Raw genomic sequence first — 15204 nt, forward strand, 5'->3', positions numbered from 1 at the left:
GCACCGGGCGGTTCCCTTCACTAGGTGCTGAAGTGGCTGTCCCCTGATGTTCTCGGCGCGACACGCCGACAGCGGCGCCGCTAACTTCATGATCGACGGGAGGAGCCGGCCGGAGGCCGGGGGGACGGGGAGAGGGGGGACGGGGAGAGGGGGGACGGGCGGGGTCAGGTTAGGTGGGATTCCAGGGCGTCCAGGGCGGTGGGGATGGTGTCGGCCACGGTGAGGAGGTCGAGGCCGGCGGGTTTGAGGAAGTGCTGCTCGCCGAGCGTGCCGAGCCAGTCCAGCAGCGGGCGATAGAAGCCATCGGTGTCGATCAGCACCATCGGCTTGGTGTGCAGGGCGAGAGTGGCGGTGGTCCAGACCTCGAACAGCTCGTCCAGGGTGCCGAGCCCGCCGGGCAGGGCGAGGAACGCGTCCGACTTGTCAATCATCACGGTCTTGCGGCTGGCCATCGAGTCGGTCACCAGCAGCTCGTCCGAGCGCACGTCGGCGACCTCCAGGTCGACCAGCGCCTGTGGGATCACGCCCAGGGTTCGCCCGCCGGCGGCCCGAGCGCCGTCCGCCAGCGCGCCCATCATGCCGACACAGCCGCCGCCGCTGACCAACGTGTGCCCGCGCCGGGCCAACTCCGCGCCGGTCTCGGTGGCCAGGTCCAGCCAGCGCTGGTCGAGGGTACGGGAGGAGGCGCAGAAGACGCAGATCGCCGCCATCAGCCCTCCCGCGGCTGGTCGGCCGCCTGCTCGGCGGCGGACTGCTGGTCGGCAGCGGCGCGGGCGACGGCCTCGTCACGGACCGCCTCCTGCTCAGCGGAGAGCGCCGCCTCGGCCTCGACGATGTGCCGGACCGCCGCGTTGACGTCGTCGGTGAGGCAGATCAGCTCCAGGTCGACCGGGCCGATCTTGCCGTCGGCTGCCATCGTGCCGCGCAACCAGTCGAGCAGGCCCTGCCAGTAGGCGACACCCATCAGCACCACCGGGAACCGGGTGACCTTGCCGGTCTGCACCAGGGTGAGCGCCTCGAAGAGCTCGTCCATGGTGCCGAACCCACCGGGCAGTACGACGAACGCCTGCGCGTACTTGACGAACATGGTCTTGCGGGCGAAGAAGTAGCGGAAGTCGATGGCCAGGTCGACCCATTCGTTGATGCCCTGCTCGAACGGAAGCTCGATGCCGAGCCCGACGGAGAGCCCGCCGGCCTCACTGGCACCCCGGTTGGCGGCCTCCATCACCCCCGGCCCACCCCCGGTGATCACCGCGTAGCCGGCCCGGGCCAGTGCACCGCCCAACTGCTCGGCCAACCGGCACTCGGGAGTGTCCGGGCCGCTGCGCGCGGAGCCGAAGACACTGACCGCCGGAGGCAGGTCGGCCAGGGTGTCGAAACCCTCGACGAACTCGGAGAGGATGCGCAGCGCACGCCAGGCGTCCCTGGTCTTCCAGTCGCCCCGCCCACGCGAGTCCAGCAGCCGCTGATCGGCGGTGCTGCTCGGGATCGCCCCCCGGCGCAGCGTGACCGCGCCCCGATGCCGCTCCTGTCCCGGACCGCGGCCGGCCTCCCGCCCGTTGCTCTGGCTCATGGAGCAACCGTAGTGGAGCGGCACCTGTCGGGTGGGCGGGGTGCGGACGCGGAGAAGACGCCGAGAAATAGTTCGAGATCTTGGGCAACTATTCGGCTCGCCCGTACGTCTTACTATTCACATACCGGGTATGCCCCGGCGCGCGCCTTCGGGGGAGGAGACAGCGTGATCAGCAACAGCGAGATGATCCGGATCCGTCGCCAGATGCAGCGACGGATCCGAGACGTGGTGGCCGAACGCCGCCGCACCCGCCAACTGGACCCACCCCTAGCCCCCACAGCCGCCGCACCCTCCGGAGCTGATCAAGAGGTTTGCGTCGCCGACAACGGGCCCGGCTGACGCAAACCTCTTGATCACCGGAGTCAAGGGGTCGGGGTCGGCGGGGTCAGGCTGGGGCTAGCCAGCGGTGCAGGGTTGCCGCGCCGTCACGGATCTTGCTGATCTCGACGTGCTCGTCCTTGTGGTGGGCCAGGTTGGGGTCCCCCGGGCCGAAGTTCAGCGCCGGGATGTCCATCGCCGCGAACCGGGCCACGTCCGTCCAGCCCAGCTTGCCGATCGGCGCCGCGCCGACCGCCGCCAGGAACTCCTTCGCCGGGGCCGCCTCCAACCCGGGGGTCGCGCCGGCCGCCGCGTCGGTCACGGCCAGCTCGAAGCCCGCGAAGACCTCCCGCAGGTGCGCCTCCGCCGCCGCCGGGTCGCGGTCCGGTGCGTACCGGTAGTTGACCTCGATCTCGCAGTGGTCGGGGATCACGTTTCCGGCGACGCCGCCGGTGATCCGGACCGCGTTCAGACCCTCGCGGAAGTCGCACCCCTCGATGGTGACCCGGCGTGCCTCGTACGCCTGGAGTCGCCGCAGCACCTCACCGGCGGCGTGGATGGCGTTCACCCCGTGCCAGGAGCGTGCCGCGTGGGCCCGCTCACCCGAGGTGGTCACGATGGCCCGCATGGTGCCCTGGCAGCCCGCCTCGACGATGCCGTACGTGGGCTCCAGCAACACCGCGAAGTCCGCCTCCAGCCACTCCGGGTACGCCTGGCCGACCAGGGTCAGCCCGTTGTACCGCGACTCGATCTCCTCGGCCTCGTAGAAGAAGTACGTCACGTCGTAGCGCGGCTCGGGCAGGCTCACCGCGAGGTGCAGCGCGTACGCCACGCCGGACTTCATGTCGGAGGTGCCGCAGCCGTACATGAGGTCGCCGCGCATGGTCGACGGGAAGTTGTTGTTCAGCGGCACCGTGTCCAGGTGCCCGGCCAGCACGACGCGCTGCGACCGACCCAGATCGGTGCGCGCCATCACCGTGTTGCCGTGCCGGTGGGTGGTCAGGTGCGGTACGCCCCGCAGCACCTCTTCGACGCAGTCGGCGATCGCCTTCTCGTTGAGGGACACGGACTCTATGTCGACAAGAGCGCGGGTCAACGCCACCGGATCGGCGAGGACCTCGGGGGTCAGCGGGTTCTCCATGGTTCGCACGGTACCTTCAGGTCTGTCGGCGCGAGGAGCGAGCTTGCGGGCCCCTGGGGCGAGCATGAGGAGCCCCGCAGTCGTGAGCAGAGGCCAGCCCGGCCGCGACCGAAAGGTGAAACAGTGACGTCCGCAGATTCCGCCTGGGGCATCGGCCTGGCCACCGTCACCGCAGACGAGCAGGTGCTCGACACCTGGTACCCGACCGGCAAGCTGGGCCTCGGTGAGCTGCCGCTGGTCGCCGGTGAGGACAAGGCGGACGTGCTCGACCTGCCGCCGACCGCGCTCGGCGACCGGTCGCTGCCCGGTCTGCGTACCGTGCAGGTGGTCACCGTGGTCGGCTCCCTGGACGACCCGATCAAGGACGCCCCCGACGCGTACCTCCGGTTGCACCTGCTCTCGCACCGCCTGGTCCGGCCCAACCAGCTCAACCTGGACGGCATCTTCGGCAAGCTGGCCAACGTGGCCTGGACCTCCGCCGGGCCGTGCCCGCCCGAGCGGGTGGACGAGCTGCGGGTGATCGAGCGGGCCGCCGGCCGTCACCTGTCGGTGTACGGAGTGGACAAGTTCCCTCGGATGACCGACTACGTGGTGCCCGCCGGTGTACGGATCGCCGACGCGGACCGGGTCCGGCTCGGCGCCCACCTGGCCGCCGGCACCACCGTCATGCACGAGGGCTTCGTCAACTTCAACGCCGGCACCGTGGGCACCTCGATGGTGGAGGGCCGGATCGTGCAGGGCGTGCTGGTGGGCGACGGCTCCGACGTCGGTGGCGGCGCCTCGATCATGGGCACGCTCTCCGGTGGCGGCACCGAGAAGGTGAGCATCGGCGACCGGAGTTTGATCGGCGCGAACGCCGGCGTCGGCATCTCACTCGGCGACGACTGCGTGGTCGAGGCGGGCTGCTACATCACCGCCGCCTCCAAGATCACTCTGCCGGACGGCCGGGTGGTCAAGGCCCGCGAGCTCTCCGGCGTCGACGGCCTGCTGTTCTGGCGCAACTCGGTTACCGGCGCGCTGGAGGCCCGGCCGCGTACCGGCCGGGGCATCGAGCTGAACGCCGCCCTGCACGCCAACGACTGACGGTCCCGCCGGGTCCGCGGCGCTCGACCGCGGACCCGGACGGGGTACGCCTCAGCGCAGCCGGTACGCCTGGATGATCCGTTGGGTCACCGTGTTACCGGCGGCGTCCCGAGCGGTGGCCCGCAGGGACGCGTAGCCGGCACCGGCGGGATGCCGCACAGTGGCGGTCCAGCCGTGCCCGCCATGCCGGACGCGGGCGGGTTGCCAGCTCTGGCCGCCGTCGTAGGAGACGTCGACGGTCAGCCCGGTCACCCGCGACCCGGCGGCACCGGGCTGCCGCTGCACCTGCACCGGGATGACCAGACTCCGGCCGGCCGGGGCGGCGTTGGCCGCGTCCAGCGGTGGCGTGAACCGGATGGCCGACACCGGCAGCGGCCGGTAGTCCTCGCCGGGGACGTGCCAGGACCGGAACGTCCACGCCGTGCTGACCTCGGTGCTGAGATCGGTGAAGCTCCGCTTGGACGACGCCTCCAGCCGGTAGCCCGCGTCGCCGGGCGGCACCGTGAATCGCCCGTAGCCCGGCGTCGGCAGCTCGCCGACCAGCACGCCGTCGCGGTAGAGAGCCGTCCGGGCGGTGTCGGCGACCGAACCGCCAGCGTGCCCCTCGGCGTCGCTGTGCAGCGGCAGGTCGGCCTGGATCGCGTCAGCGAGCCGGGTGACGCCCTGCCCGGGCCAGCGCGGCGCCGGGAAGGACGGCCCGTACGGGGCGCCGCCCCAGCTCTCCCGGGTGTGCCGGCCGGCCCGGTACGCCCGTGGTTCGGCGCTCAGCGTCGCCTTCAGGTCGGTCCAACCGTCGTCGGTGGGCACCCCGAACATCAGCTCCGAGGACCAGCGCACCGCTCGGGTGTTGTAGTGCTCGACCCGCTGCCCGGGCACCGCGGTGGGCAGGCCGACCGCCCAGCCGCCCAGGTCCGGATCGAGGAGCGGGAAGACCACCCGCTCCGCGACCAGGCCCGGAGAACCGCCCCGGAACTGGTGCGTGACGCTGGCCAACTCCCGGCTGCGGTAGGTCTTGTCGAAGCCGGTCGGCATCCGGCCGGGGAACTTCTCGGCGAGCGCGTACAGGTACGGGCTGTTGGCGACCTCCGGCTGCGCCCACTGGCTGTTCACCGTGGCGAAGAACCGCTCACCGGAGACCGCCCGGCCGATCTGCCCGGTGGCCAACCCGGTGAAGTCGAGCGCGAGCAGGCCCAACCCATAGGTGCCGCCGTCGTCGGTGACCCAATTGGCCCCGATGTCCACCAGCGCCGACGCGGCCGAGGGCTCCGGGACGGCGGTACGCACCGGCCGGGCCTTCCGGCGGTCGACGGTGACCGTGGTGTCGCCGTCGACGACCAGCTCCGGCTGGGCCAGTTGGGCGAGCCCGTCCTCGGCGAAGAGGAAGCTGACGAGTCCGTAGCGGCCCTTGGGCAACCGGGTATCGACGGTGCCGTCCGGGTCGTACAGGTCGTGTGTGGCCAAGGTGTCCAGGTTGGCCAGAACGGTGAGGTGGTCGGTGGCGGCCGCGCCGGTGGCGTCCAGGTGCCGCACGGTGAGCTGGTAACTCTCCACCTCCCGGTTGACCGCGACCGGGGTGACCGCCACGGCCGTCCCGGAGCGGGCCACGATCCGCCCGGTCCAGTAGCCGTCCGTTCCGAGCCGGGTGTTCGCCGTGACGGTGGTGCCGGCGGTGCCGCCCGCGGGCACGGTGACCTGGGTCGTTCCGAGGGCGAACATGCCGGCCGGCGCCGGCTGGCCGTCCGAGCCGGTCACCTCGAGGGACAGGTCCAGGGTGAGCGGGTCCGGGCCGTCGTTGCGCCAGTCGACCTCCCGGGTGACCGGGGTGTCGTCGTCGTGCGGCCAGGCGGGCTGGCCGAAGGAGACGCTGACCGGGTCGCTGACCACCCGCTGGGTGATCGCCCTGGCCACGTCGACCCGGCCGGCGCCCTGCTGGAAGGCGGTCTGCGCCGGGTGCGGCTTCGCCGAGGCCATCAGGGTGGCCTTGAGCTGGGCCGCCGCCCAGCCGGTGTGCTGCTGGGCGAGCAGCGCCACCGCGCCGGTGACGTGCGGCGCGGCCATCGAGGTACCGGAGAGCGAGACGTACTTCTCCCCCACCGGGTCGCCGAGCAGCGTGCCGTCGCCGCGAGCGGCGACGATCTCCACCCCGGGGGCGGTGAGGTCCGGCTTCAGCCCGCCGTCGCCCACCCGAGGCCCTCGGCTGGAGAAGTCGGCCAGCGCGTCGTCACGGTCCACCGCGCCCACCGCGAGGGCGGCCTCCGCCGTGCTCGGCGAGCCGACCGAGCCGTCGCTGCCGACGTTGCCCGCGGAGATCACGAAGAGCGCGCCGGTCTGCGCGGTCAGCGACTCGACCGCCGCCTCCAGCGGGTCGACGTCGGGCGTGTCGGGACCGCCCAGGCTCATGTTGATCACGTCGGCGTGCTGGTCGACGGCGGCCCACTGCATGCCGGCCAGGATCGCCGACTCCGAGCAGCCCTGGTCCTCGCAGACCTTGCCGTTGAGCAGGGTTGCGTCCGGCGCGACGCCCCGGTATTTACCGCCGGAGGCGGCACCGCTGCCGGCGATGATCGAGGCGACGTGGGTGCCGTGGCCGACGGTGTCACCGGCCTCGGCGGCTTCGGTGAAGTTGTGCGACTCGGCGACCCGGCCGGTCAGGTCGGGGTGGTTGGCGTCGATGCCGGTGTCCAGCACCGCGACGCGTACGCCCTGGCCGGTGAAGCCCGCCTGGTGCGCGGCCGGCGCGCCGATCTGCGGCACGCTGTGGTCCAGGCTGCCCTGCCGGCGGCCGTCGAGCCAGATCCGGTCGGCACCCCCCGCCGTGCCGACCCGGGCGCCGGCGCCGGTGAGCGCCGCCCAGACCGTTGTGGCCCGCTGCTTGTCGGCCGTCGCGGCGACCCCGCCGATGGCCGGCAGTTGCGCGGTGACCGTCAGCCCGGCCGGTACGGCGGTGCGCTGCCGGGCGCCCGGGCCGCCGGTGACCAGCACCGGCAGGCGGTCCCGGCGGCTGTCGTCGTAGCCGGCGGCGATCAGCCCGGTCACGTCGAACAGCCGCCGGTCGACCCGACCGGCCCGGACCAGCGGCAGGGCGTCCTGTGGCAGCACGGTGAGGTGGCCGCGGTCGCGGGTGGTGAGGAAGCGGAGATGGGTACGTCCGGGGCCGGGACTGACCGCGGCGGACCCGGAAGCGGTGACGGTGACGCGGTCACCGGTGAGCAGGGTGACGGTGGTCGGGGATGCGGTGCCGATCGCGGTGCGCGGGGCGCCGTCCGGGGCGGTGGTGGTGGTGGGCGGGCTGGCGACGGCAGTCGCCGGAGTGCCCAGCACGAGGGCGACTACGGCGACGGCGGCCATTCTGCTACGTCGATGCAACGGATCCTCCTCGGTGGAGCGTCGGTACTACTGGAGACGCATTGACCACCGTCAGTGTTACATACCGGGTATGCATAATGTGGGCCGAAAAATGACGGACCAACCAACATGCACCGGGGCTGAACCGGCATCATCGACGGGGTGACCTCCATGAAGGACCGGATGCTCGCCGGCGAGCCCTACCTCGCCGACGACCCCGAGATCATCGCCGACCTGGACCGGGCAGCCCGGCTGATGGAACGCTTCAACACCAGCTCCGCGGCGGACGAGGCGGCTCGTCTCGCCGCCCTGCGCGACCTGCTCGGCGAGCTGGGCGAGGGCACCTGGATCCGGCCACCGTTCTACTGCGACTACGGCTGGCAGATCCGGATCGGGCCCCGCAGCTTCGTCAACTACCATGCGGTCTTCCTCGACGTCGCCCCGATCACCCTCGGCGCGGACGTCCAGGTCGGACCGAACGTGCAGCTGCTCACCCCGACCCACCCGGTGGAGCCCGGGCCGCGCCGCGACAAGTGGGAGGCGGCGAAACCGATCACCATCGGCGACAACGTCTGGCTCGGCGGCGGCGCGATCGTGCTGGCCGGGGTGACGATCGGCGCGAACACCGTCGTCGGTGCCGGCGCGGTGGTGACCCGCGACCTGCCGGCCAACGTGGTCGCGGTCGGCAACCCGGCCCGGCCGGTCCGTCAACTGGACTGATCGGCACGACACCGACGCCGTCACGGCTGCCTGCCCGGCACGGCTCCTACCCGGAACTCCGGTCAGGCCGCCGGTGGCTCGGTCAGTCGGACGACCAGATCGGCGACGCCGGCGGTGCCGGTCACCAGGGCGGCATTGACCTCGTCGCTGCCCAGCGCCCACGCTCGCGCCTGCTCGGGCGACCGCCCGAACGCCTCGTGCCGGGCGGTCAGCCGGCGCAGCCGCACCTCGGCGTCTAGGTCGAGGAACCAGGCCTCGTGCAGCAGCGACCGGATCTCCTGCCACGGGAAGTCCGGCAGCAGCAGGTAGTTGCCCTCGGTCACCACCAGGCGGACCGATGGCGGGACCTCGATCGCCCCGGCGATCGGCTCCTCCAGCTCCCGGCGGAACTCCGGCGCGTAGACCGAGGTCGGCTCCAGCCGGCGCAACCGGCGCAGCAGCGAGACGTACCCGTTGGCGTCGAAGGTGTCCACCGCGCCCTTGCGATCGGCGCGGCCCAGCCGGACCAGCTGCGCCTGCGCCAGGTGGAAGCCGTCCATCGGCACCAGCCGGGCGGTCGGACCGATCTCGGCCACGATCTGCTCGGCCAACGTGGATTTCCCGGCGCCCGGTGCGCCGGTGATGCCGAGCAGTTGTCGCGGACCGGCCTCGGCCAGTGCCCGCGCCCGGGCCACCAGCTCGTCGACCGACAGCACCCGGGGCGGCGGCATCAGCCCAGGACCGGGTCGCTGATGGTGAACCTCGCCTGCACGGCCGCCTGGACGGTCTGCGGCTGCGGGTCCAACTCCAGCTCCGGCGGGCCTCCGGCGGAGCCCACGTCGAACGCCGCGCGGGCGAACATCGGCCGGTCGGCAGGGCCGGCGTCGGCCAGCTCGATCAGCGAGGTGACCTGGGCGCCGAGCGCCTCCGCGTACTCGCGGGCGCGCTGCAGCGCGTCGGTGATCGCGGCGTGCCGCGCCTCGCGGTGCGCGGGGCTGTCCGGCCGCAGCTCCCACCAGGGACCGGCCACCTCGACCTGATCCTGGTCGGCCAGCCGGAGCATCAGCTCGCCGAGGGCGGTGAAGTCGGTGACGGTGACCGTGGTGGTGACGCTGCCGTGCCAGGCCACCACCCGCTCGCCCGAGCGCCGCGTCTCCGGCCGGACGCGCAGGTCGCCGGTCTCCCGCCGGGCCACCACCGGCCCGGCGCCGTCCAACAGCACCCGGATCGCGGCGGCGCGCTCGGCCAGCCGGGTCAGGGTGGCCTCCCGGTCGCGGTCCCGGGCCGTCGCGGTGACCGCGAATCGGGCCAGTTCCGGCGGCACCTCCCGGTACGCCTCGCCGCGTACCTGCACCACCGGACCGTCCACCGCCATGCCCATCACCCTAGTCAGTCACCGGAAGCCATGCCGTGTAGGAGACGACGTCCGTGCCGACCCGGCAGCCGGTCAGGTGCCCGCCGTCGTCGCCCAGCCCGCGCAGCCAGGTCACCTCGGCGGCATGATCGCCGTCGGCGGGGAACTCCCGGTCCCGCTCGGCGAAACGCCGGTCGAGCAGCGCCGACCGGGCCGCGCGGGCCTCCGCGTACCGGGCGGTGAGCACCGCAGCGTCGCCGTCGGTCAGGGCGGTGGCCAGCTCGTCCAGGAACACGCGGACCTCGGCCAGCTCGTGCAGCACCCGGTCCCGGTTGCCGAGCAGCATGTTCGCCGTCCGCTCCGCCGGGGTGCCGGCGACCCGGGTGCCGTCCCGGAAGCTGCCCGCGGCCAGCGCGAGCACCGCGTCGCGCAGCCGCGCCCGCTGCGTCGCTCCGGCCAGCGCGCCGGCCAGCAGGTGCGGCACGTGTGAGGCGAGCGCGGCCGCCGAGTCGTGCGCTGGAGCGGACATCGGCACCACCCGGGCACCGAACAGCTCCACCAGCAGCCCGGCCAGCCAGCGGAAGGCGTCGGTCGCTGCGCCCGGAGCGGGGCAGAGTACCCAGGCGGCACCGGCCAGCAGGGTCGTGGTGGCGGCGGTCAGGCCGGCGGACTCCGCGCCAGCCATCGGATGCCCGGGCACGAACCGGTCGGTCAGCCCGAGCCGGGCGGCCGCCTCAGCCACCTCGATCTTGGTGCTGCCGACGTCGGTCAGTACACAGCCCGGCGCGGTCGCGGCGGCCACCTGGGCCAGCGTCCCGGGCAGGGTGGGCAGTGGGCCGCAGAGGAAGACCATGTCCCGGCCGGCCACCGCCTGCTCGATCGTGGCCGGGGCGGCCACCCCCCGGGCGCGGGCCCGCTCGCGGGTCGCCGGGTCGGGATCCCAACCGGTCACGTCCAGGCCCGCGTCGGCCAGGCGCAGCAGCACCGAACCGCCGATCAGGCCGGTGCCGACCACAGCAGCCCGCACCCCGGCGTACCGCCCGGTCACACCGTCGGTCATCGCCGGGCCGCCCGGGGTCAGGCCCGCAGCCGGCCGGCGACCGCCGCGACGTGCTCGTCGGACTCGGTCAGCGCCACCCGGACGTACTGCCCGGCGGAGGGGCCGTAGAAGACGCCCGCAGCGACCAGGATGCCGCGTCGGGCCAGCCAGTCGACCGTCTGCCAGCAGTCCTCACCGCAGGTGAGCCAGAGGTAGAGGCCGGCCTCCGAGTGCTCGACCGTGAAGCCCGCGCCGGTGAACGCGGCGGTCAGCACCTCACGCCGAGCGCGGTAGCGCTCCCGCTGCTCGTCGGCGTGCCGCTCGTCCTGCAGTGCGGCCACCATGGCCGCCTGCACCGGTGCGGGCACGATCATGCCGGCGTGCTTGCGGACCTTCAGCAGCTCGGCCACGAGCGCCGGGTCGCCGGCCACGAAGCCGGCCCGGTAGCCGGCGAGGTTGGACCGCTTGGAGAGCGAGTGCACGGCGAGCACGCCGTCGTAGCTGCCGCCGCAGACCTCCGGGGACAGCACCGAGACCGGCTCGGCCGACCAGCCGAGCGACAGGTAACACTCGTCGCTGGCGACCACCGCGCCTCGTTCCCGGGCCCAGTCGACCACCTTGCGCAGGTGCGCCGCGGGCAGCACCCGACCGGTCGGGTTGCCGGGCGAGTTGACCCAGACCAGCCGTACCCGGGAGGTCGGCCCGACCGCGGTGAGCGAGTCGGCGCGGACCACGGTCGCGCCGGCCAGCCGGGCCCCGTCCTCGTACGTGGGGTACGCGATCGACGGCACCACCACCACGTCACCCGGGCCGATGCCGAGCAGGGTGGGCAGCCAGGCAACCAGCTCCTTGGAGCCGATCGTCGGCAACACGCCGAGACCGTCGACCCCGGCGCCACAGGCCCGGGCGACCCACGCGGTGATCGCGTCCCGCAGCGCCGGCGTGCCGGCGGTCAGCGGGTAGCCAGGAGCGTCGGACGCGTCAGCGAGCGCCTGCCGGATCACCTCGGGAACCGGGTCGACCGGCGTGCCCATGGAGAGGTTGATCAGGCCCTCCGGATGCGCCGCGGCCACAACGGCCGCGGCGTCCAGGGTGTCCCAGGTGAACTCGGGCAGCCGTGACGAGACCGGCGCGGGCCGGTTCAGTGGCCCTCGCCGCGCGGCGGCTGCGCGGCGACGAAGGTGGCGTCCTTCTCCACCTTGCCGATCTTCGAGGCGCCCCCGGGCGAGCCCAGGTCCTCGAAGAACTCGTAGTTGGCGCCGGTGTAGTCCTTCCACTGCTCCGGCACGTCATCCTCGTAGAAGATCGCCTCCACGGGGCAGACGGGCTCACAGGCACCACAGTCGACGCACTCGTCGGGGTGGATGTAGAGCATCCGATTGCCCTCGTAAATGCAGTCGACCGGGCACTCCTCGATACATGCCTTGTCGAGCACATCCACGCACGGCTCGGCGATGATGTAGGTCACCGGTCTTCTCCTCCGCAAGACTCGCCGCGATCTCCCGCGACGGTAAGAGCCTAGTATCTCGCCGGGGAGGGGGTCGATCGTGCTCCGACAGCAGGACTTGGGACACCGGATCGTGGTCCGCCGGATTGTGGGGATTCGCGAAGGCCGCCCGCTCTTCTCCGATGCTCTCGGGGAGCTGGTGGAGCTGAGCGAGACTCATCTCACGCTGGCGACGGCGCAGGGTCCGCTGCGGGTCCCGGTGGCGCAGGTGCACCGGGCCAAGCGGGTGCCGCCGACCCGCCGGCCGACCGCCGCCGCGGTGGTGGCGCTGGAGCGCGCCGCCGACGAGGCCTGGCCGGCACCAACGCGGGGCCGGCTCGGCGACTGGCTGCTCCGGGCGGCCGACGGCTGGACCGGTCGGGCCAACTCGGCACTGCCGATCGGCGACCCGGACCGGCCGCTGCCGGCGGCAGTGGACGCGGTCGAGCGCTGGTACGCCCAGCAGGGCCAACCTGCGATGATCAACACACCGCTGCCGCTCGCCGCGCCGGTCGGCGCCGAACTGGACGGCCGGGGCTGGGGCAGCCGCCCGCCGACGCTGGTACAGACCGCGCGCCTGCCCCTGTCGGCACCGTCGGACTCCGGCCGGACGCCCCGGGCCGGATCACCGACCGCCGCGGGCAGCCCCGACGAACGGCCCGGCGCTGCGGACGAGGTGGCACTCGACCACGCCAGCGTGGTGATCGAACTGGCCGGCGCGCCGAGCGAGGAGTGGCTGGCCGTCGCCGCTGGCCGCAAGGGTGGCCTGCCGGACGCCGCCCGGCACGTGCTCACCGCCGTGGACCAGGTCCGCTTCGCTCACGCGTACGCCAACGGCACGCTGGTGGCGATCGGCCGGGGCACGGTGACGGGGCAGGGCCGCTGGCTCGGGCTGAGCCTGATCGAGGTGCTGCCGGCAGCACGCCGGCAGGGGCTGGCCCGCCGCGTGATCGACATGCTGGCCACCTGGGGTGCGTCCGCCGGGGCGACGCACGCCTTCCTCCAGGTGGAGCAGCGCAACACGGCGGCGGTCGCGCTTTACCAGCGGCTCGGCTTCACCACCCACCACACCTACCTGACCCGGGTCGCCCCGCACTGACCCGGGTCGCCCCGCACAGCGCTTGATCAACTCGACATCCCCGATATCGGGGTATCCGGACGCCGGGATACCGCCGGATCGGCGAAGGCGAGTTGATCAAGCGCCGCGGGCCAACGCGGGTCGGGCCAGCCGCGGGTCAGCGGCGGACGACCCGGCGCGGCTTGGCGGCCTTGACCTCGGCGTACCGCTTGAGCTGCTGGGATCGGTAGTCGCGCCCGAGCGCGGTGAGCACCAGGTACCCGATCAGCGTGCCGGCACCGCTGGCGAGCAGATAGAGCCAGATCTGGGCGAAGAACGTTCCCGCCCCGCCACCGAACGGGTTGTGGCCGACGAGCAGCGGCCCGACCAGCACGGTCAGCGCCATCGCCACCAGCACCACGACGACCATGTCGGTCGACCACTCGGAAAGCGGCCGGCGGCGACCCCAGCGGAAGGCGACCACGGCCAGGGTCAGCCCGATCACCACGAACATCGCCAGCGACACCCGGTCGGCGACGGTGTCGTCACCGTCAAAGCCAAGCCGGATGATCAGCCGAGCGACCACGTTGACCGCGAACAGCGCTCCCGCGAGCACCCCGACGTCACGCCACCGTCTGTCCATCGCACGACCTCCTGCCGTACGCCCCGTTGCGGGGCGGCATCCCTGGCAGGAATATCTACCACTCGTACCTGTGTGGCGTCATCATCCACCGAGTGCGGGCGGCGGGGCGAGGATCTGCCGGAAGCCCATCACCGCGAAGGTCATCGCACCGGCCACGATCATGGCAAGGCCGACCCAGTTGTCGCCGGCCAGCAGCAGATCGCCCTCGGTGGTCCGGATGGCGGCCACCGCCATCAGCGCGAACCATGGCACTGCGGGCAGCGCCACCGCCCACCGACGGCCGACCACCTCGTGCGCGAACCAGGCCAGCGCGATGTTGGCGCCGACCGCGAGCAGCACCGACACGCCGACCAGTTGCCCGCCGACGCGGACCGTGGCGAACAGCAGCTCCAGCACCCCGGTCAGCACCCCGGCCACCACCACGACGACCGCGCCGGCCAGCCGCAGACCCAGGTCCAGCAGTCGCGGCGGCGGCCCCGCCGAGGGCGGGGTGTCCTGGTCCGGCATGACCGACATCGGCGCGGCGGGCAGGGTCACCGGAGACCGGCCGCCGCGGCCGGGGACCGGTCCGGGGCGGTCTCCTCGGGCAGCCCGGCGAAGAGGTCGTCCTCCCAGCCGTACGGGCCGGCGCCCGGGCCCTTCTCGCCGACCGCGAGGGTGAAGTACTCCACGCCCATGAACTCGCCACCGAAGTTGCCGGCGATCGAGTAGAGCCAGGAGTTGGCCGGGATCTGGGTGCCGTGCGCCCGCATCGCGGCCTCCTTGGCCACGTGCTGGTCGGTGGCGTTGATCCGGGCGGCGATCTGGTCGTCCGGGGTGCCGAAGGGCAGGTCGGCGAGGTCCTCGATGCCGCCGAACGGGTTGTCCGAGGACTCGGCGAAGTGCGTCATGCCGGCTTCCATCACGCTGATCGGCATGGCCGTCCAATAGACCTTGAGCGGGGCGCAGCCCTCGGCGGCGGCCAGTTCGACGGCGCGCATCGCCACCCGGTGCGCCTGGATGTGGTCGGGGTGGCCGTAGAAGCCGTTCGGGTCGTACGTGATCAGCACCTGCGGGCGTACCTCCCGCATGATCTCCACCAGATGCCCGGCGGCCTCGTCGAGGTCGGCCTGCCAGAAGGCGCGGGGGTGCTCGTTGGTCGCGAGCCCCATCATCCCCGAGTCGCGGTAGCGGCCGGCGCCGCCGAGGAAGCGGTGGTCGCTGACGCCCAGCGCGGCGCAGGCAGCGGCCAGCTCGGCGACCCGGTACCCACCGAGCTGGTCGGCCTCGGCTGCGGCGAGCTGCGCCAGCGCCGGGACGTGGATCTCGCCCTCCTCGCCGAGGGTGCAGGTCACCAGCGTGACGTGCGCGCCGGCGGCGGCGTAGTGGGCCATCGTCGAGCCGGTGCCGATCGACTCGTCGTCGGGGTGCGCGTGGACCAGCAGCAGGCGGCGGTCGGGCAGCGTCGTCACGACGGTCACTCTAAC

Annotated in this window: 16 protein-coding genes; 4 read left to right on the top strand and 12 right to left on the bottom strand. The window is 73.0% G+C overall.

Going from position 1 to position 15204, the window contains the following annotated elements:
• Positions 1–164: 164 nt before the first annotated feature.
• Together ABZV00_RS19135 and ABZV00_RS19140 are read right to left on the bottom strand one after the other, a co-directional pair.
• Positions 165–710, bottom strand: coding sequence for a TIGR00730 family Rossman fold protein (locus ABZV00_RS19135; RefSeq protein WP_328420130.1), 546 nt, complete (start codon positions 708–710; stop codon positions 165–167).
• Positions 710–1573, bottom strand: coding sequence for a TIGR00730 family Rossman fold protein (locus ABZV00_RS19140; RefSeq protein WP_328420131.1), 864 nt, complete (start codon positions 1571–1573; stop codon positions 710–712). The genes ABZV00_RS19135 and ABZV00_RS19140 overlap by 1 nt, the downstream gene beginning before the upstream one ends.
• Before the next feature lie 165 nt (positions 1574–1738).
• Here ABZV00_RS19140 and ABZV00_RS19145 point away from each other — a divergent pair, with 165 nt between their 5' ends.
• A complete protein-coding gene (locus ABZV00_RS19145) occupies positions 1739–1912 on the top strand; it encodes a hypothetical protein (protein ID WP_328420133.1) in 174 nt (57 codons plus the stop codon).
• A 46-nt stretch (positions 1913–1958) separates the two neighbouring features.
• Here the strand turns inward: ABZV00_RS19145 and dapE are convergent, their stop codons facing one another.
• The gene (gene dapE / locus ABZV00_RS19150) at positions 1959–3032 is read right to left on the bottom strand and encodes a succinyl-diaminopimelate desuccinylase (RefSeq protein ID WP_355607917.1); all 1074 of its coding nucleotides are present in this window, start codon (positions 3030–3032) and stop codon (positions 1959–1961) included.
• A 123-nt stretch (positions 3033–3155) separates the two neighbouring features.
• Here dapE and dapD point away from each other — a divergent pair, with 123 nt between their 5' ends.
• Positions 3156–4115, top strand: coding sequence for a 2,3,4,5-tetrahydropyridine-2,6-dicarboxylate N-succinyltransferase (dapD, locus tag ABZV00_RS19155; RefSeq protein WP_355607919.1), 960 nt, complete (start codon positions 3156–3158; stop codon positions 4113–4115).
• A gap of 51 nt (positions 4116–4166) precedes the next feature.
• On the opposite strand, the gene ABZV00_RS19160 is transcribed toward dapD, so the two are convergent.
• A complete protein-coding gene (locus tag ABZV00_RS19160; RefSeq protein WP_355608199.1) occupies positions 4167–7463 on the bottom strand; it encodes a S8 family serine peptidase in 3297 nt (1098 codons plus the stop codon).
• Between the two features lie 159 nt (positions 7464–7622).
• Here ABZV00_RS19160 and ABZV00_RS19165 point away from each other — a divergent pair, with 159 nt between their 5' ends.
• Positions 7623–8180, top strand: coding sequence for a sugar O-acetyltransferase (locus ABZV00_RS19165; RefSeq protein WP_328420139.1), 558 nt, complete (start codon positions 7623–7625; stop codon positions 8178–8180).
• A 62-nt stretch (positions 8181–8242) separates the two neighbouring features.
• On the opposite strand, the gene ABZV00_RS19170 is transcribed toward ABZV00_RS19165, so the two are convergent.
• Genes ABZV00_RS19170 through fdxA form a run of 5 tightly spaced genes read right to left on the bottom strand, consistent with a single transcriptional unit; the run spans position 8243 to position 12020 of the window.
• Positions 8243–8890, bottom strand: coding sequence for a nucleoside/nucleotide kinase family protein (locus tag ABZV00_RS19170; RefSeq protein ID WP_355607921.1), 648 nt, complete (start codon positions 8888–8890; stop codon positions 8243–8245).
• Entirely contained in the window at positions 8890–9534 is a 645-nt protein-coding gene (locus ABZV00_RS19175) for an SIMPL domain-containing protein (RefSeq protein ID WP_355607924.1), read from the bottom strand. Before ABZV00_RS19175 ends, ABZV00_RS19170 begins: the two co-directional genes overlap by 1 nt.
• A 10-nt stretch (positions 9535–9544) precedes the next feature.
• Positions 9545–10573, bottom strand: coding sequence for a prephenate dehydrogenase/arogenate dehydrogenase family protein (locus ABZV00_RS19180; protein ID WP_355607927.1), 1029 nt, complete (start codon positions 10571–10573; stop codon positions 9545–9547).
• A 17-nt stretch (positions 10574–10590) separates the two neighbouring features.
• Complete coding sequence (gene dapC / locus ABZV00_RS19185; protein ID WP_355608202.1) at positions 10591–11697, bottom strand: succinyldiaminopimelate transaminase; 1107 nt, start codon at positions 11695–11697, stop codon at positions 10591–10593.
• Positions 11694–12020: a ferredoxin gene (gene fdxA / locus ABZV00_RS19190; RefSeq protein ID WP_007464872.1), complete on the bottom strand. Its 327-nt coding sequence runs from the start codon at positions 12018–12020 to the stop codon at positions 11694–11696. The genes dapC and fdxA overlap by 4 nt, the downstream gene beginning before the upstream one ends.
• 79 nt (positions 12021–12099) lie before the next feature.
• On the opposite strand from fdxA, the gene ABZV00_RS19195 reads away from it, so the two are divergent.
• Entirely contained in the window at positions 12100–13137 is a 1038-nt protein-coding gene (locus tag ABZV00_RS19195; RefSeq protein ID WP_355607930.1) for a GNAT family N-acetyltransferase, read from the top strand.
• Positions 13138–13273: 136 nt separating this feature from the next.
• Here the strand turns inward: ABZV00_RS19195 and ABZV00_RS19200 are convergent, their stop codons facing one another.
• The 3 genes from ABZV00_RS19200 to mshB form a co-directional block, all read right to left on the bottom strand.
• Positions 13274–13738, bottom strand: a complete 465-nt coding sequence (locus tag ABZV00_RS19200) for a hypothetical protein (RefSeq protein ID WP_328420148.1) — start codon at positions 13736–13738, stop codon at positions 13274–13276.
• A gap of 81 nt (positions 13739–13819) precedes the next feature.
• Positions 13820–14254, bottom strand: a complete 435-nt coding sequence (locus ABZV00_RS19205) for a hypothetical protein (RefSeq protein WP_355607933.1) — start codon at positions 14252–14254, stop codon at positions 13820–13822.
• 17 nt (positions 14255–14271) lie between these two features.
• Positions 14272–15198 carry an N-acetyl-1-D-myo-inositol-2-amino-2-deoxy-alpha-D-glucopyranoside deacetylase gene (gene mshB / locus ABZV00_RS19210; protein ID WP_355607936.1) on the bottom strand — a complete coding sequence of 309 codons (927 nt, stop codon included), beginning with the start codon at positions 15196–15198 and terminating at the stop codon, positions 14272–14274.
• Between the last annotated feature and the right edge of the window lie 6 nt (positions 15199–15204).

Origin of the sequence: Micromonospora sp. NPDC005173 (assembly GCF_040608515.1) — a bacterium.
Lineage (GTDB): Bacteria > Actinomycetota > Actinomycetes > Mycobacteriales > Micromonosporaceae > Micromonospora.